The organism is Kordia aestuariivivens (assembly GCF_014397005.1).
Classification (GTDB): Bacteria; Bacteroidota; Bacteroidia; order Flavobacteriales; family Flavobacteriaceae; genus Kordia; species Kordia aestuariivivens.
Genome location: NZ_JACGWS010000007.1, coordinates 1 through 18382 on the forward strand (window position 1 = coordinate 1; position 18382 = coordinate 18382).

Consider the following 18382-nt stretch of genomic DNA (forward strand, 5'->3'; position numbering starts at 1 on the left):
TCCAAGAGCGAAGCGATCCAAGAGCGAAGCGATCCAAGAGCGAAGCGATCCAAGAGCGAAGCGATCCAAGAGCGAAGCGATCCAAGAGCGAAGCGATCCAAGAGCGAAGCGATCCAAGAGCGAAGCGATCCAAGAGCGAAGCGTTCCAAAAGCGAAGCGTTCCAAAAGCGAAGCGTTCCAAGAGATTCCACCTTCGCAGGAACGAGCCTACACTTCTTCATGCTTAATTTTTCTTTGATAGTAAAAAGCGGGCAGTAAAATCATGACGAAAAGCGGTTGAATCAGAAAGCGGCGTACGTAAAACGTAAGTAAATAATCGTGCTCTAAATCGTGTTGAATCAAGTAAAAATACAACGCGACTAAAATCACGAAAGCAACGATGTATAAACCAAATGAAAACTTCAATACATGACGGTTTTCAAATGCAATGTAAATAATTGCTAAGGAAACAATCATGTTTAATCCAAACCTAAAAATATGATTCAAAAATAACAACCAAGCATTGTATTCGGGAATATTTGAATGTAAATAATCGTCTTTAAAGAAGCTCAAAAATGGATCATAAAAGAGTTCGTTTTCAAACGCTCTAATCAATACGAGCAATCCAAAAAGGAAACCAATCACGATATATTTCCAGACTTTATTCACACATTTACTTTTTTGAAAATTTTTGAACCCAAAACATCCACAATAAAAACACCATTCCGTAAATAATAGTTGGAAATATAATATGATGTAATATATATTCGTGTTGTGGAAAACGATACAATCCAATTCCTAAAATAACAATTCGCAGCAAGTTTGCGAGATACACTAAAATGCTTCCAATACTAATAAAAAGCACCGTGTTCTTAAGGTTTCCTGTAAAGGCAATCACAAATGTGATAAATAAAATCAAAACACTGATAGAATTGCAACCTTCTACAATTCGCCCAACGTAATTGTCATGTACCAATAATTTCATTGTTGGTTCTACTTCGTGTTGAACGACTTCTGCTGAATATCCAAATGCATTAATGATTTGTTCGGTTTGTTGTGCTACAATTCGGGTAACTCCATCAGGTTCACCTTCAAAATTAGACAAATACGTACTATATACAAACGTTAAAACGGCGTATACAATAAAGAATTTTATCATAAATCCAAGAGCAGATTTATATCGCTTAATACTTTCTAACACAATTCTAATTAAAGGTCAAACTCATACAAACTTACTGTAAAAGCAGTTGAAAATCTCACATTTTATCTAAATTTTGTGTGATTCGTTTTTTTAGCAACTTTATTCGGTATTTCATGAAAGATATTTATATATTTCTCGACTATTTTTGCCAACATTAAAAAAGGAACATCATGACATTCGCAACATACAAACCTCAAGTAACCGAAATAGTAGCTAACGAAACGCTTTCTGTAAATGATCGCATGACAAAAATCTGTGAGTTATTACAAGAAAATATTTCACATTACGATTGGGTTGGATTTTATTTTAAAAACGGCGACAAACCTGAACTTAAACTCAGAGCGTTTGCTGGTGAACCAACAGATCACACGATTATTCCATTCGGAAAAGGAATTTGTGGACAAGTAGCCGTTTCCAACGAAAATTTCTTAGTCCCTGATGTAAAAGCGCAAGACAATTACATTGCGTGTAGCATTTATGTAAAAGCTGAAATTGTAATTCCGTTGTTTGTCAATGGTGAAAATATTGGTCAAATTGATATTGATTCGCACACACCAAATCCATTTACAAAAGAAGACGAAGAGTTTTTAGAATTTATCAATGCGAAAGTTGCGGAGATTTTGAGCTAATTACTCAAAAAACAATATTAAATTCAAAATAAGGAAGGAATAAAATAGCATATTTCTTTATTTCTGCTATCTATCTCATAATAAGTTGAATTTCTCTGTTTTTTTCTTTCGATAAGAAGGTGTTTTTTTAGTGTTAATTATTACTTTTGCAGCTTCACAACAACACATTAAACAACACAACTCGAATGAATTCCCAGAAACAAGCAAAATCAGCTTTAATTTCGGTCTTTAGCAAGGACGGATTAGCGCCAATTGTTAAAAAACTGCATGCATTAGACATTACCATTTACTCTACTGGTGGCACAGAAAAATTTATCAAAGACCTTGGTATTCCTGTCGTTCCTGTAGAAGATGTAACTTCATATCCTTCTATTTTAGGTGGACGCGTAAAAACATTACATCCAAAAGTATTTGGAGGAATTCTAAATCGTCAAAATAATGAAAGTGATGTTGCTGAATTAGCAGAATACGAAATTCCACAAATTGACATTGTCATTGTAGATTTATATCCTTTTGAAAAAACAGTAGCATCTGGCGCAAGCGAAGCCGATATTATTGAAAAAATTGATATTGGAGGGATTTCATTAATTAGAGCTGCCGCGAAAAACTTTGCAGATGTACTTTGTGTATCTTCTGTAAATGATTACACGAGCTTTTTAGACTTATTAGAAACACAAGAAGGACATTTTTCAATAGAAAATAGAAAAACGTATGCTGCAAAAGCATTCAATGTTTCTTCTCATTACGATACAGCAATTTTCAACTACTTCAATAGCGATCATGAAATTCCTGCTTTAAAAATAAGCGAAACAGAAGGAAAAGTGTTGCGTTATGGTGAAAATCCTCACCAACGTGGATTCTTCTTTGGAAACTTTGATGACATGTTTGATAAATTACATGGAAAAGAATTAAGCTATAACAACTTACTAGATGTGGATGCAGCTGTAAACTTAATGAACGAGTTTACACATGACGATCCAACATTTGCTATTTTAAAACATAACAACGCTTGTGGTTTTGCAACACGCTCAACGATTCATCAAGCATACAAAGATGCCTTAGCTGGCGATCCGATTTCTGCTTTTGGTGGCGTTTTAATTTCAAATACAAAAATTGACAAGGTAACGGCGGAAGAAATTCACCAACTATTCTGTGAAGTTGTCATTGCGCCATCGTATGATGATGATGCATTGAAAATGCTAAAAGGAAAGAAAAACAGAATCATATTGATTCAAAATGAAGTTGCCTTACCAGAAACACAAGTTCGTTCGTGTTTGAATGGTGTTTTAGTACAAGACAAGAATGCGAAAACAGATACGTTGGAAGGTTTAACATATCCAACAAACAATAAACCCACAACTGCGCAGTTAGAAGATTTATTATTTGCTTCTAAATTGTGTAAGCACACAAAATCAAACACGATTGTTTTAGTGAAAAACAAACAATTATGTGCGAGTGGAACTGGACAAACAAGTAGAGTTGACGCGTTGAATCAATCAATTGTGAAGGCAACGAATTTTAAATTTGATTTACATGGAGCTGTCATGGCAAGTGACGCATTTTTCCCGTTCCCTGACTGTGTAGAAATTGCAGGCAACGCAGGAATTCAAGCGGTAATTCAGCCAGGCGGATCGATAAAAGATCAATTGAGCATCGATTATTGCAATTCAGCTGATATTGCAATGGTATTTACAGGGACAAGACACTTTAAACATTAATTTTTTCGTACCTTTATAAGTCACTAAAAATGAATTACAAACGTACATAAACAGGATATATAACAGATGGGATTTTTTGATTTCTTAACAGAGGAAATAGCAATAGATTTAGGAACCGCAAACACATTGATCATTCATAATGGTAAAGTGGTTGTAGACAGTCCTTCTATCGTCGCCAGGGATAGAATATCTAACAAAATTATTGCTGTCGGACAGGAAGCTGCTCGTATGCAAGGAAAAACCCATGAAAACATCAAAACTATTCGTCCGTTAAAGGATGGAGTTATTGCTGATTTTGATGCATCTGAGAAGATGATCAGTATGTTTATAAAAAATATTCCAGCGCTCAAAAAGAAATTATTTCCGCCTTCACTTCGTATGGTTATTTGTATTCCTTCAGGAATTACAGAAGTTGAAATGCGTGCGGTAAAAGAATCTGCGGAGCGTGTAAACGGAAAAGAAGTCTATTTGATACACGAACCAATGGCAGCAGCTATTGGTATCGGTATTGATATTATGCAACCAAAAGGAAATATGGTCGTTGATATCGGAGGTGGAACTACTGAAATTGCCGTGATTGCTTTGGGCGGAATTGTCTGTGACAAATCTGTGAAAGTTGCGGGAGATGTATTTACCAATGATATCGTATACTACATGCGTACACAACACAACTTGTATGTTGGAGAACGTACTGCAGAAAAAATTAAGATTCAAATTGGAGCTGCAACAGAAGACTTAGAAGTTCCGCCAGAAGAAATGTCGGTTCAAGGACGTGATTTGTTGACAGGGAAACCAAAACAAGTACAAATATCATATAGAGAAATTGCGAAAGCTTTAGATAAATCAATTTTACGTATTGAAGATGCCGTAATGGAAACGTTGTCACAAACGCCTCCAGAATTAGCTGCTGATATTTACAATACAGGAATTTATCTTGCGGGTGGTGGATCTATGTTACGTGGACTCGATAAACGTTTGTCTCAAAAAACAGATTTACCTGTATATATTGCTGAAGATCCGTTGAGAGCCGTTGTACGTGGAACAGGAATTACCCTGAAAAACTTAAGCAAATTTAAAAGTGTATTGATCAAATAAGAACATAAAAGTAGATGCAACAGATTATTAATTTTCTGATAAAGAATAAAAACTTTATTCTCTTCATGCTGTTGCTGTTTATTTCGCTTGTTTTTACCATTCAATCACATTCTTATCACAAAAGCAAATTTATCAATTCTGCCAATTGGCTTACAGGCGGCGTTTATGAACAAGCCAATGGTGTTTCATCCTACTTTTCATTAAAATCTGAGAATGAAAAATTGGTGGAGGAAAATCGTCGATTGAAGAATATTTTATACAGTAAAAAAGATAGTTTAGACACCGTTCAGTTTATTGATAGCACTTCCTATCCGACGGATTATTTGTTGCGTACTGCCAAAATCACAAAAAACAGTTATTCCAAATCCAATAATGTAATTCTCATCAATAAAGGGAGCGCTGACAGTATTAAAACAGATATGGGCGTTATTACACCTAATGGAATTATTGGTGTTGTTGATAGAGTTGGTGGAAGTCATGCAACAGTAATTAGTATTTTAAATTCAATCTCTAAGATTAATGCGCAATTAAAAAACACAACGCATTTTGGAACGTTAAGCTGGAATGGTAAAAATCCAAATATTGTGCAATTGGAAGATGTTGAAAAATTGGCAAAGTTTAAAATAAGTGACACCATTATTACTGGTGGAAACTCTACATTATTTCCAAAAGGAATTCCAATTGGAACCATAAAAGACTTTACACTGAATACTAGTAAAAATTTATATGATATAAACGTGCAATTGTTTAATGACATGACCAGTTTGGAACATGTATACGTCATTGAAAATTTACACAGAGAAGAAATTGATAACTTATTAGCTCCTAACAATTAAATGGGTTCAGTTGTATTTTGGAATAGTCTCCGATTTGTTGTGGCAGTATTAGCCCAAATATTGATATGCAATCATATTGATCTCTTTGGCTATATTAATCCGTTGGTATATATCTATTTCATTTTGTTGTTTCCGTTTAATGCAAATAGAAGCTTGTTTCTTATACTCGCTTTTGCTTTGGGGTTGACTATTGATCTATTTTCCGATTCTGGTGGCGCAAATGCAGCAGCATGCGTTATTATCGCTTATATACGACCTTTTGTGTTGCGTTTTGCTTTTGGAATCAGCTACGAACATCAATCTGTAAGACTAGAAAACACAGCCTTCGGACAGCGAATGGTATACATTATCATCTTGGTATTTATACATCATTTCTTTCTGTTTTTACTAGAAATTTTTAACATTTCTAATATACTACTCACACTTAAGAATACGTTATTCTTTAGTATCTTTACGATTCTAATCATCACATTATCAATAACTTTATTTAGTAGAAAAAGCTCATGAGGAAACTGTTGTTATACCTTGTTGTTATCTCTGTTGGAATTATTTACACAGGAAGACTTTCGTATCTTCAAGTGTTTAATGAGGATGCAGTCGCCACAACGATTGAAAATGACACAGCTATCAAAACAATTTATGATTATCCCGAACGTGGATATGTGTACGATAGAAACGGAAATCTTCTAGTGGCCAATCAGCCATCGTATGATGTCATGGTCATTCCACGTGAAGTGAAAGCATTAGACACCTTAGGATTTTGTAAATTATTACGAATTCCGAAAGAAGAATTTACAAAAAAATTACAAAAAGCAAAAAACTATTCTTGGCGAATTCCTTCGGTTTTTGTGCCACAAATGGCAAAGAAAGATTACGCGTTTCTTCAAGAGAAAATGCATCGTTTTAAAGGTTTTTACATTCAAAGACGTTCCATTCGTAATTACCAGACAGCTGTTGGCGCCAATGTTTTAGGTTCTATTAGTGAAGTGAATGATGCCGATTTAAAGAAAAATCCAGAATATCAATCAGGAGAACTTATTGGGCGAACAGGAATTGAAAAATCGTATGAAGACGAATTGCGCGGTACGAAAGGTATAAAACGACTTCAAAAAGATATTCACAATAAAATATTAGGTCCATTCGAGAACGGAAAACACGACACACCTCCGGTAAACGGAAAAGATATTCAAATCACGATTGATAGCAAATTGCAAGAATACGGTGAAAAATTGATGATTAATAAACGTGGCGGAATTGTTGCCATTGAACCTTCAACAGGAGAAATATTAGCGTTGATTTCTGCGCCAAGCTACAACCCAAATTTATTAGTCGGACGACAACGTTCTAAGAATTACAGTGCGTTACATTATGATTCTATCAATAAACCTTTGTATGATAGAGGTTTATTGGCTTCTTATGCACCAGGTTCGCCATTTAAAACTATGAATGCGCTAATTGCGCTACAAGAAGGTGTTGTTACGCCACAAACAACTTACACCTGTCATCACGGTTATATTTATGGTAGAAGCGGTCGAAAAATGGGTTGTCATTGTGGAGGCGGAAGACGAAACATTATCAATGGTGTAGCAAAATCATGCAATGCCTATTTTGCCAATGCATATCGTCAAATTATTAGCAAATATGATTCACCTCGCGAAGGAATGAATGTTTGGAGCGATCATCTTAAAAGCTTTGGTTTGGGTGATTATTTTGGGAATGACTTATCTACTGGACGCGCAGGAAGAATTCCATCAGGCGATTATTATACGAATAGCTATTTTAAGCATAATAAATGGCATGTATTAAATACGATTTCAAATGCTATTGGACAAGGTCAAGTAGAAGCAACACCGATTCAATTGGCAAATATGACGGCAGCTATTGCCAACAGAGGTTTTTATTATACACCGCATATCATCAAGCAAATTGATGGTCAACCAATAGAGAATACACATTTTACAGAAAAAAAATATACGACAATTGATGCGGAGCATTTTGAACCTGTTATTGAAGGAATGCATGATGTATTTAGCATGCAAAAAGGTGGAACTGCTCGTTATTTGAATGTTCCTGGAATTGAAATTTGTGGAAAAACAGGAACTGCTGAAAACTTCGCCATTGTTGAAGGAGAAAGAAAACAATTAACAGATCATTCTATTTTTATTGCGTTTGCACCAAAAGATAATCCAAAAATTGCGATTGCTGTTTTTGTAGAAAATGGCTATTATGGTTCACGTTGGGCTGGAAAGATTTCTAGTTTAATGATTGAATTGTATTTGAATGGTGAAATTACCTTGAAGCAAATGGAAAAATTGGTCTTAGAGAAGAGTTTGGAAGAAGAATACGCAAAACCATTGAGCGGAAAACCATTTATAATTAATGAGTAGAGAAGTAAAATTTGTCAAAAAAATCGATTGGCTTTCCATTCTCCTCTATTTTTTATTGGTCGGAATTGGTTGGATTAATATTTACTCGGCTTCTGTTACGGATACTTCAATAGGTATTTTTGACATGACTCAGTTATACGGGAAACAACTCGTTTTTATTAGCACAAGCATCCTACTTATCATTCTTATACTATCGGTAGAAGCCAAGTTTTATGAACGGTTTTCTAGTATTATTTACATCATTGGGCTCTTAAGTTTACTGGGATTAATGGTATTTGGTAAAAATATAAATGGCGCAACTTCCTGGTATGCAATTGGAAGTTTCACGCTTCAACCTTCTGAATTTGCAAAAGCCGCCACAGTATTGGCACTCGCAAAATTTCTGAGTGATATACAAACAAATATTAACGTCTTCCGCGATCAACTCATTGCCTTTGCCATTATTTTAGCGCCACCAGTACTCATTATGCTACAACCCGATGCAGGAAGTGCTATGGTGTATTTGGCGTTCTTCTTTGTTTTGTATAGAGAAGGTTTGCCTTCTTTTTATTTATGGATAGGTTTATCGCTCGTACTCCTATTTATCATTACGCTCAAAGTTGGCTACATCTATACCATAATAGCAACACTAATTTTAGGCTTGGTGTGTATTTTTATCATCTTTAAAAAAGTACTGAAACGACGACGAAAAACAACGTTGGCATTGACTTCTTTAGTGGCTGCAATCGGATTTGTTTTAGCGGTAAATTATATCTTTTATAATATCTTTCAGCAACACCATCGCGATCGTTTTACCTTAGTTTTAGGTTTGGAAAAAGATCCTGTAAAACTCGAAAAGATTCGAAAAACTTTTGGCTTCAATACCAATCAATCTGAAATTGCAATTGGTTCAGGTGGTTTTTGGGGAAAAGGTTGGCAAAAAGGAACACGAACCAAAGGTGATTTTGTTCCTGAACAAGATACAGACTACATTTTTACAACTGTGGGTGAAGAATGGGGATTTGTTGGAAGTTCAGTTGTTATTTTTCTTTTTATAGCATTACTATTGCGAATTTTGCATCGCGCCGAGCAACAAAAAAACAAGTTTAGTCGCGTGTATGGATATAGTGTCGCCGCCATACTATTCTTTCACTTTGCCATTAATATCGGAATGGTGATTGGACTCTTTCCAACCGTTGGAATTCCACTGCCTTTCTTTAGTTATGGTGGATCGGGACTTTGGGGATTTACTATTTTACTCTTTATTTTTATAAAGCTTGATGCGAATCGAATTAATGAGTGGTAGCTTTAACCATTTATGATCTAAAATGTTACAGAAACGTTAAGTAAGGACTTCCCGTAAAAGCGTGTTCTTGAGTTTTCGTACTTTTTGATATGTTTAACCAAAAATTATAAATCATGTTAAAAAGTATTTCAAAATTAGGAACTGAATTAAGTAAAACAGCACAAAGTAAAATTACTGGTGGTATGTGGCCACGAACCCAAAGAGAATGTGAAATTTGTGGTGGTGAATGGGGCGCACCATTGTGTGCCTTGCCAATGAATTCTCCTTGTGCATAATACTCTAAGCGAACTTCGGTTCGCTTTCCTTTTTTTTATTGAATCCTATTTATTTTATAAATTGAACAGATGAAGTCTTTAAAAAAAGCCTTCCATACTTCGCACTTCAAAAATACTTTCTATCTTTAGCTATCTGTATTACAAATTTTAATTTCCCCTACCAAAATTGAAATGAATTAGATGGAAAATATTATACTTTCTTTGTTAACGAATAATAGTTATTTAGATGTCGATCGCGAACGTCTAAACCTACAGTTATTATCACATCCTGAATATCCAAGTTTAAAATCGATTACCGATACATTGGATTATTTTGAGATTGAAAATCTAGCTGCTACAGTGCCAAAAGAAGCATTGTCGCAAATGCCAGCATCATTTTTAGCATTGATCAGCACTGACAGTGGTGACGAAGTCGTGCTTACTGAAAAGAAACGCGGCATGGTGCACATTACATATCCTGATGAAAAGAAAGAGAAAGTAACCGAAGCCGTATTTACAGAACGTTGGACAGGAACCATCATCGCAGTTGAAGCACAGGAAAAAACAGTCAATACAAAATCTATTGAAACTGCATTACCGTATTTTATTGTTGCCGCAGTTGCTTCCACCAATGTAATGCTCAACTTTAGCTTAACGTATTTATTGTACACTGCGCTTACGTTGGTTGGCCTGTACATTAGTGTGTTAATTATCCGAGAAGATTTAGGCATAAAAAGTAAAGCTGTTGCCAAAGTTTGTGGTGCTATTTCAAAAAATAGTACCTGTGGCGACGTGATTAACACAGTTGGAAATAAACTATTTGGAATCATTTCTTTGAGTGATGCTTCTTTTGTATTCTTTGCAGGATTGTTCTTGATATTATCTTCTATTGGTTTTCACCAAACTACACTTTTAGGACTTTCATTAGCAGGACTTCCCATTGTACTTTATGCATTGTATAGACAAGGTGTTGTTTTAAAACAATGGTGCGCGCTGTGTTTATTAATTGCTGGAATTTTAGTACTTCAAACTGCATTGCTGGCAAGTACATTTAGTTTTATTTGGGTATTAAATTCAGCATATATTGCAAAAGCGATTGGAATCTTCTTATTGATTTATATCGGTTGGATGTATTGCAAATCGTATTGGGAAAGCCATGAAAAATTGGCTGCTACCGAAACCGATTTTTTAAAATTTAAAAGAAATCCAGAGTTGTTTAAAACCATGTTGCAAGAAGAAAGCGTGTTGAACACAAAGGTGATTCCTGAGCAATTAAGTGTTGTATTTGGAAATCCTAGTGGCGCTATAAAACTTCAAGGTGTTACCAATCCGTTGTGTGGTTTTTGTACTGGCGCATTTGAATCGTATGATAAATTAATGAACACCTACGGAAATGATATTCGGTTAGAATTTATTTTTAATGTCCCACCGGATGCTGAAAATAAGAGCACGCAAATTGCTTCCCGATTGGTCGATTTGTATTTGCAAGATCCTAAAAAATCTTATACCGCTTTACAAGCATGGTTTGCGGATAGAGATATTGATACGTGGCATAAAAACTTTGGACATTCTGAAAACCCAAAGGCTATGGAAGTATTAAACTCACACAGAGAATGGTGTAATATCAACGATATTCATTATACACCTGCGAGTATTTTGAATGATAATTTCTTCCCAAAAACATACGAGGTTAAGGATTTACCGTTATTTATTCAGGATATGATTTTAGAGTCGCAACAAGTTGAAAGTGAATAGAAACTATCTGGTTTTTTAATTGCTGAAAGAACGATTACTATTGCCCCTAATATTTATAAGGCTCAATTTTTAATTTAAAAGATTTTGTTTTTATCAATTCAGAAAATTCTATATCATTTTTAAGTATAGATATAATTTCTTTTTCAATTTCAGCTACTTCTATATCTGCAAAATCATATACTGAAGATGACTTGCGCATTATTGAACGTATTTTTGGCAAAACGAGGTTTCTATTAAAATCTACCCCAACTTTTACATGTAATTTCCTTATTGCTTTGGAATTTAAATTGTACCAATAGTCTACTTTACAAGCAATCTGTTTTGCATCTTTGGTTAGCGCCACAATATTTTCTTTAACATGCACATCTTCAAGCGAATAGTTGTAAAGTGCAGCACTACGCGGAATGTTGTGTTTTCCTGAATTTAAAATGACCATCTTTTCTGCAGAATCGTCATAATAAATTCCAATTTCAGATGGTTTTACAAGAATTTCTTTTTCCGATATCAGTTTACATGAAAAAAATAATACCATAAGAAATATTGATATAACTGAAAATATTCTTTGCTTGTTCATTGGTTAAATTGGTATTAGAAAATTTTTTAAAATAAAAGACAACGATACTATCTAAAACTCCATTTTTTATAGGTTGTCACAGCTTCTAAGGCATTTTCTTTAGAGTCTTCTAATTCTGGAAAGAAATCAATTCCTGTGCGCTTTTCAATCTCGTCAACAGAGACAACAAATTCATATAACGGCTTGTTAGAATCTTTGTGTGGCATTAAGAAAGCGATCATTTTAGTGGTTCCGCCAGAATTGTCTAACAGTATTTTATAAAAGTAATTTGGTACGGCAACGTCTTCGGTTCCGATGGCTTTTAAACCATTTTCTAAAATTCCACCTGTAATCACATATACGCCATCATATTTCTTTGCCCAATAGCGTACTTTTTGCTCCAATCGATTCCAAACACCTGCGTTAAACTTATGTTCTTGAGGCGAAATATTACTCGTTAAAAAAGTTTCCGTAAAGGCTGCTTTTGTATATTTTCGATCGGCCGCAGGACACAAATGCCCACGATCGTATCCAGATTTTTTATAGTTTCTCCAATGTGCCGATTCCGTTGTCACTGCTTTGTCTTGTTCAAAATAAGGACGTTTAAAATCGGTATACACCACTTGATTCTTTTTCAGTTCATACGCAACCCATTCTGCTTGTTCAAAAGCTTCATGGTACGACAATGAATAACCTTCATGATGCACAATTTGCCCTGTGGTAGAGCTTGGCAAATAGTAGTTATTGGTTAATGGTTTCAGAGTACTATTTGTCGTTTGCTTTTTTGTTCCATGAACTTCAACATTCGGATTGTACGTGTTTGCTTTTTCATTTTCGCTATATTTTTCATAGACAATGAATGCAGCTCCAATCAACAATACTAATAAAGGATATATTTTATTTCTTTTCAAAAGAGTTGTTTTAAATTATAAATGCTAAATTTTAAATATTCTTTTTCAACTTAGCTTACTATCTTTTTGTTACTTATTATTAATTAAAAATCTATTATCAAATTGATATATTAGTTTTTCACATCCAACGCATCACGCATTGCGTTTCCGATTAACATAAACGCCATCACTAAGCTCATAATAGCAATTCCAGGAATGATGGCTAAATACGGTTTTCCAAGAATGATGTAACTATAATGATCTTTGATCATTGCGCCCCAACTTGGCATTGGTGGCTGTGCTCCTATTCCTAAAAAACTCAATCCACTTTCTATTAAGATGGCTGCCGCAAAGTTTGCGGCTGAAATAACAATAACTGGCGCCATAATATTTGGCAATATATGCTTAACGATGATTCTAAAATCGTGATAGCCTAATGCGCGCGCCGCAGTGACATATTGCATGCGTTTGACGCTTAATACTTGTCCACGCACAATTCTCGCGACCTCAACCCACATGGTTAATCCTACCGCAACAAATACTTGCCAAAAACCTTTTCCTAGTGTAAGCGTAATAGCAATAACGAGTAATAAGGTTGGAATTGACCACGTAACATTGATAATCCACATGATGATGGCATCAACTCTTCCTTCAAAATATCCTGCTAAGGCACCTAGCGCAATTCCAATTAACAACGAAATAAATACAGCTACAAAGCCAATGGTAAAGGAAATTCGCATACCGATGAGCATTCTACTGAGCACATCTCTTCCGTATTTATCAGTTCCTAAACGGAATGTTTTTTGTTGAATGAATTGTGTTGGAATTTCACTCGCTTTTGTCAGTGTTGGAAATGATGTGAGTGGAATTTCTTTTTCAACTCCTATTACAACTCCATCTGAATATTCTGTGATAAAGAGTGTGTTTTCTTCTATTCTATAGTTTGATATTGGAATTTCAGTCGCGGTGTTTTCTTTTCCGAAAAAAAGTGTACTTATATAACTTTCCTTTGTTTTTTCTTTGGAAGGAATTGTGAGCATTTGTACTGAGAAACCAGGTCTTTTAGAGTGAATAGACAAATGCATTTGGTTTGCATTTTTGGTATCATCAGGTGTGAATAGATAGGCGAAAACTACAATAAATGCGCAGATTACAATAAAGCAAAAACTGAAAACGCCCCAAAAATTCTTTTTGAATTTCTGGAGCGCTAATCGTGTTAATGAATTTGAGTTTTTACTCATTAATGTCTTTTATATTAACCTTTTACAACAGCTCTTTTTTTCTTTTTGATGTTGTTGAGTTGAATGTCTCCTAATACATTGATCGCTTCTTCTACATATACATCTTTAGATAATTCTTCATGCCAAGCTTGTCTTTTTCCTTGTAAGGAAGAATCTTTTTTCATGAGTAATTGTTCATACGGCAATGATGTAAATGTCAATTGCGTGTTGTAATCTGAAAGTGCTTTGAATCGTTTTGCATATTCTTCATCTTCGTCTGCTTCTTTCTTGTATGCTGCGTAATTTAATGGATATTCATTATCATCACGTCGTTTCTTGATCCACTTTGCATTTTCTTCAATGAGCTTTAATTGTGGATTGTCTGCCATACGTTCTTTACTTCTACTGATGGTTTTCTCGTAATCGATATACCCATCCCAAAGGTCGTATTTTGCAGGATCAATTTGATCCCAAGGTAATGGATTTTCTTGATCTTTTTCACCAATGTCAATAAAACTGTATTTATCAACGACTACAACATCACTTTTTACACCTTCTAATTGTGTAGATCCACCATTGATTCTGTAGAATTTCTGAGTTGTCAGTTTTAAAGCACCAACGTTTCCATCGCTACCTTTCACAAATCTATTTAAGTCTACAATATTTTGAACCGTTCCTTTTCCATACGTTTGCTTACTTCCAATAACAACCGCTCTTTTATAGTCTTGCAACGCTGCAGCTAATATTTCAGAAGCTGACGCTGATAATTCGTTTACTAAGATTACTAATGGTCCGTCCCACTGAATGCGACTGTCTTCATCTTTTAAAACTTCTTTTCCATCAATCGAACTTTTTACTTGTACAACTGGGCCATCTTTGATGAAAAATCCAGCCATATCCACAACAGTTTTTAACGATCCACCACCATTGTTTCTAAGGTCTAATACTAAACCTTCCATGCCTTGTTCTTTGAGACGTTCAATTTCTTTCTTTACGTCGCTTGCAGCATTTCTTTTGTTATAATCTTCAAAGTTTACATAAAATTTTGGCAAGTTGATCACACCAAATGTACGCTGTCCTTTTTTGACAATTGCCGATTTTGCATACGTTTCTTCAATTTCGACTAAGTCTCTTTTGATGGTGATTAGTTCAATAGAACCATCAACTTTTTTTACGGTTAAACTCACCATGGTTCCTTTTGGTCCTTTGATTAGTTTTACAGCATCATCCAATCGCATTCCTACGATATCAACTGATTCTTCTCCGTCTTGTGCTACTTTTAATATAATATCTCCTGCTTCTAGTTTTTTACTTCTCCAAGCGGGTCCACCCGAAATGATTTCAAATATTTTTGCACCTTCAGTACGTTTTTGCAAACGTGCTCCAATTCCTTCTAGCGTTCCAGACATATTCATATCGAAACGATCTTTGTCTTGTGGTGCTAAGTATGTAGTATGCGGATCAAATTCTTCCACAATTGCATTTATATACATACTAAACCAATCTTTGCGCTGTAAATCATCCATTAAGTCATAAAACTCTAGGTATGTTTTTGATGTAGATTCACGCGCTTCTTTTTCTAACGTTACATCGTCTCTAATTAGATATACATTGTCTTTTTTCTTTTTATCTTTTTCAATTTCGAGTTTGATGTCATAGTTTGCTAGTGTAGAAAATTTCAGTTCTTTTCTCCAACGTTCTTTTAATTCATCGATATCGTTTGCAAATTCTATTTTTTCATAATCTCTATTGATGGTTTCATCCTGAGTGAAATCGAATGGATTTAGCAATAATTCCTGTTGGTATTTTTTAGATTCCTCCATACGCTTCATTAAACGTGTGTGAACTAAACTAAAAAACTGAACGCCAGGTTCTTTGATTTCGTCATCAATTTTATCTTTGTATTTACTAAACTCTTCAATGTCAGACATTACAAAATAACGCTTCATTGGGTCTACTGATTTGATAAAGTCGTTGTATACATTTTCAGAGAACTCATCATTGATATCTTGTGGATCAAAGTGCCATCTGCTTAACACATAAGAAATGAGGTCAACCAATGTTTTATCTTGTTCTGGATCATCAAATGATTTTTTGGCAAAGCCACAAGACACCATTGCAAAAATTAATAGTGCTACTAAGTATATTTTATTCCTTCTCATAAACGCTTGAATTTTCGACATTTTATTTTTTCATTCACATAGATTAGCAGTGTATTTATTCTCAATTTGAATACTAAGATACGTGGGTCTGCTAATTCTTTTTAATTTTCTACTAAAATAAAGAAAAAACCATGCCGTTTTTTAACATTGTTACTAATTTTTTGTTAAAGAAAAAATGACATGTATATAAACGCTAAATTGTGTACTTTAGCAACTCAAAATGAAGCATATTTTTTATGAAAGATAAACCGTTAATTTTAGTTACCAACGACGATGGTATTACCGCACCAGGATTACGTGCATTGATTGAAGTTATGAACGAATTAGGCGATGTTTTTGTTGTAGCACCCGATAGTCCACAGAGTGGAATGGGACATGCAATTACTGCCAATTCTACTATTTATTGCAATGATATTACAATTGACGATGGTCCACAGCTTGAATATGCAAGTTCAGGAACACCTGTTGATTGTGTAAAACTTGCCGTGAATGAAATTTTGAATCGCAAACCAGATATTTGTATTTCTGGAATTAATCACGGTTCTAATTCTTCCATTAATGTCATTTATTCAGGAACGATGAGTGCCGCTGTTGAAGCTGGTATTGAAGGAATTCCTGCAATTGGCTTTTCATTGTTAGATTATGACTGGGAAGCAAATTTTGATGCCGCTAAGAAATATGTGAAGCAAATTACGAAGAAAGTAATTAAACACGGTTTGCCAGAAGGTGTTGTGTTGAATGTGAATATTCCTAAGTTGAAAGAGAAAGATATTAAAGGAATTCGTGTTTGCAGACAAGCCAAAGCCTATTGGCAAGAAGATTTTGACAAACGCACAAGTCCACAAGGAAAACAATATTATTGGCTTTCTGGAAAGTTTGTAAATAGAGATAAAGGTGAAGATACAGACGAATGGGCATTGGCAAACGGATATGTTTCGTTAGTTCCTGTAATGTTTGATTTAACAGCACATCACGCAATACAAAAACTTAATAGTTTAGGATTCAATGAAAAATAAAGAAATCATTTTAGGAGCCATTGTTGGAATAGCAACTACCGTTATTGGCACATTGTTATTTATGACGTATGTTTCTTTCTCTGAAAATGCAAGTTTAGGCGCTGTCTGGGATAATAGTATAAAATCTGGACGTATTAGTTCTGTTATAGCATGGGGCGCAGCGCTTAACTTTGTTGCCTTTTTTGGATTTTTAAAATACAATAAAGAAAACCACGCAAAAGGTGTTTTAATTATGACCATTCTTACAGCTGTTTTTGTCATGATTCATAAATTATTTGGCTAAAAATATGAAGTACTACATTGTTGCAGGAGAAGCTTCGGGAGATTTACATGGTTCTAATTTGATGAAAGCCATTGTAAAACAAGATCCAACAGCCGATTTTAGGTTTTGGGGCGGAGATTTAATGCAAGAAGTTAGCGGTACTTTAGTGAAACATTATAAAGATCGTGCTATAATGGGATTCATTGAAGTGATTATGAATCTTCGTAAAGTTTTAGGCATGATTTCTTTTTGCAAGAAAGATATTGAACAGTATCAACCAGATGTTGTCATTTTTATTGATAATTCTGGTTTTAACCTTCGTATTGCAAAATGGGCAAAGGTTGAAGGCTTCAAAACCCACTATTATATTTCTCCGCAAGTATGGGCAAGTAGAGCTAGTAGAGTTGAAAGTATTAAGAGAGATGTTGACGAAATGTTTGTGATTCTTCCTTTTGAAAAAGAATTCTATAAAAAGTATGACTACGATGTTCATTTTGTTGGACATCCCTTGTTAGATGCGATTGCAGATAGAAAACCTGCCGATCCAAAGAAGTTTAAATCCGAATTTGGCTTGGATGAACGTCCAATTATTTCGTTACTTCCCGGAAGTCGAAAACAAGAAATTACTAAAATGCTCAGCGTGATGCTTTCTATAGTAGACGATTTTCCTGAGTATCAATTTGTCATTGCAGGTGCGCCAAGTCAGGAAAAAGCATTTTACGAGACCTTCACAAAAAAGTCAGCAGTTCATTTTGTGAGCAACCGCACGTATGATTTATTGTCCGTTTCGTATGCTGCTTTGGTTACTTCCGGAACCGCAACTTTGGAAACTGCATTATACAAAGTACCGCAAGTGGTTTGTTATAAAGGAAGTGCTATTTCCTATCAAATTATAAAACGAATTATTACGTTGAAGTACATTTCCTTAGTGAATTTGATTATGGACAAGGAAGTTGTAACCGAGTTGATTCAAAACGATTTTAATACAAAAAGATTGAAAGCTGAGTTGCATAAAATTCTCGACGAAGCCAATCGAGCTACATTATTTTTAGATTATTACGAATTAGAGCAAAAATTAGGTGGTAAAGGTGCAAGTAAGAATGTTGCAAAGCTGATTATCGAAAAAATTAAGTAAATTAC

At 34.7% G+C, this 18382-nt stretch carries 18 protein-coding genes; 12 read left to right on the plus strand and 6 right to left on the minus strand.

Annotation, left to right across the window (positions count from 1 at the left end; genetic code table 11):
* Positions 1-207 precede the first annotated feature (207 nt).
* Entirely contained in the window at positions 208-648 is a 441-nt protein-coding gene (locus H2O64_RS11960) for an exosortase F system-associated membrane protein (protein ID WP_187562447.1), read from the minus strand.
* A 4-nt stretch (positions 649-652) separates the two neighbouring features.
* Complete coding sequence (xrtF, locus tag H2O64_RS11965; RefSeq protein WP_187562448.1) at positions 653-1180, minus strand: exosortase family protein XrtF; 528 nt, start codon at positions 1178-1180, stop codon at positions 653-655.
* Positions 1181-1350: 170 nt separating this feature from the next.
* On the opposite strand from xrtF, the gene H2O64_RS11970 reads away from it, so the two are divergent.
* From H2O64_RS11970 to H2O64_RS12010, 9 genes are all read left to right on the plus strand, one after another.
* Complete coding sequence (locus tag H2O64_RS11970; protein ID WP_187562449.1) at positions 1351-1809, plus strand: GAF domain-containing protein; 459 nt, start codon at positions 1351-1353, stop codon at positions 1807-1809.
* Positions 1810-1994: 185 nt separating this feature from the next.
* The gene (gene purH, locus H2O64_RS11975) at positions 1995-3527 is read left to right on the plus strand and encodes a bifunctional phosphoribosylaminoimidazolecarboxamide formyltransferase/IMP cyclohydrolase (RefSeq protein ID WP_187562450.1); all 1533 of its coding nucleotides are present in this window, start codon (positions 1995-1997) and stop codon (positions 3525-3527) included.
* A gap of 66 nt (positions 3528-3593) precedes the next feature.
* Positions 3594-4622, plus strand: a complete 1029-nt coding sequence (locus H2O64_RS11980) for a rod shape-determining protein (RefSeq protein ID WP_187562451.1) — start codon at positions 3594-3596, stop codon at positions 4620-4622.
* 14 nt (positions 4623-4636) lie between these two features.
* Positions 4637-5458 carry a rod shape-determining protein MreC gene (gene mreC / locus H2O64_RS11985; protein ID WP_187562452.1) on the plus strand — a complete coding sequence of 274 codons (822 nt, stop codon included), beginning with the start codon at positions 4637-4639 and terminating at the stop codon, positions 5456-5458.
* Complete coding sequence (locus tag H2O64_RS11990; protein ID WP_187562453.1) at positions 5459-5965, plus strand: rod shape-determining protein MreD; 507 nt, start codon at positions 5459-5461, stop codon at positions 5963-5965.
* A complete protein-coding gene (gene mrdA / locus H2O64_RS11995; RefSeq protein ID WP_187562454.1) occupies positions 5962-7845 on the plus strand; it encodes a penicillin-binding protein 2 in 1884 nt (627 codons plus the stop codon). Before H2O64_RS11990 ends, mrdA begins: the two co-directional genes overlap by 4 nt.
* Entirely contained in the window at positions 7838-9130 is a 1293-nt protein-coding gene (gene rodA / locus H2O64_RS12000) for a rod shape-determining protein RodA (protein ID WP_187562455.1), read from the plus strand. The genes mrdA and rodA overlap by 8 nt, the downstream gene beginning before the upstream one ends.
* A 113-nt stretch (positions 9131-9243) precedes the next feature.
* On the plus strand, positions 9244-9405 hold the full coding sequence (locus tag H2O64_RS12005) for a hypothetical protein (RefSeq protein ID WP_187562456.1): 162 nt from the start codon (positions 9244-9246) through the stop codon (positions 9403-9405).
* Between the two features lie 180 nt (positions 9406-9585).
* The gene (locus H2O64_RS12010; RefSeq protein WP_187562457.1) at positions 9586-11139 is read left to right on the plus strand and encodes a vitamin K epoxide reductase family protein; all 1554 of its coding nucleotides are present in this window, start codon (positions 9586-9588) and stop codon (positions 11137-11139) included.
* 46 nt (positions 11140-11185) lie between these two features.
* On the opposite strand, the gene H2O64_RS12015 is transcribed toward H2O64_RS12010, so the two are convergent.
* The 4 genes from H2O64_RS12015 to H2O64_RS12030 all read right to left on the minus strand — a co-directional run bounded on the left by H2O64_RS12015 (position 11186) and on the right by H2O64_RS12030 (position 15964).
* Positions 11186-11671, minus strand: a complete 486-nt coding sequence (locus H2O64_RS12015) for an SPFH domain-containing protein (protein ID WP_187562458.1) — start codon at positions 11669-11671, stop codon at positions 11186-11188.
* A gap of 89 nt (positions 11672-11760) precedes the next feature.
* Positions 11761-12603 (minus strand): DNA/RNA non-specific endonuclease, encoded by an 843-nt coding sequence (locus H2O64_RS12020; protein ID WP_187562459.1) that lies wholly within the window; start codon positions 12601-12603, stop codon positions 11761-11763.
* Between the two features lie 110 nt (positions 12604-12713).
* Entirely contained in the window at positions 12714-13823 is a 1110-nt protein-coding gene (locus H2O64_RS12025; RefSeq protein WP_187562460.1) for an ABC transporter permease, read from the minus strand.
* Positions 13824-13837: 14 nt separating this feature from the next.
* Positions 13838-15964, minus strand: coding sequence for a carboxy terminal-processing peptidase (locus tag H2O64_RS12030; protein WP_187562461.1), 2127 nt, complete (start codon positions 15962-15964; stop codon positions 13838-13840).
* A 236-nt stretch (positions 15965-16200) separates the two neighbouring features.
* Between H2O64_RS12030 and surE the strand changes: the two genes are divergently transcribed.
* The 3 genes from surE to lpxB are packed head-to-tail and all read left to right on the plus strand — an operon-like array spanning position 16201 to position 18377.
* The gene (gene surE, locus H2O64_RS12035; RefSeq protein WP_187562462.1) at positions 16201-16980 is read left to right on the plus strand and encodes a 5'/3'-nucleotidase SurE; all 780 of its coding nucleotides are present in this window, start codon (positions 16201-16203) and stop codon (positions 16978-16980) included.
* Positions 16970-17263, plus strand: a complete 294-nt coding sequence (locus H2O64_RS12040) for a hypothetical protein (protein WP_187562463.1) — start codon at positions 16970-16972, stop codon at positions 17261-17263. Before surE ends, H2O64_RS12040 begins: the two co-directional genes overlap by 11 nt.
* Before the next feature lie 4 nt (positions 17264-17267).
* On the plus strand, positions 17268-18377 hold the full coding sequence (gene lpxB, locus H2O64_RS12045; RefSeq protein ID WP_187562464.1) for a lipid-A-disaccharide synthase: 1110 nt from the start codon (positions 17268-17270) through the stop codon (positions 18375-18377).
* Positions 18378-18382 lie beyond the last annotated feature (5 nt).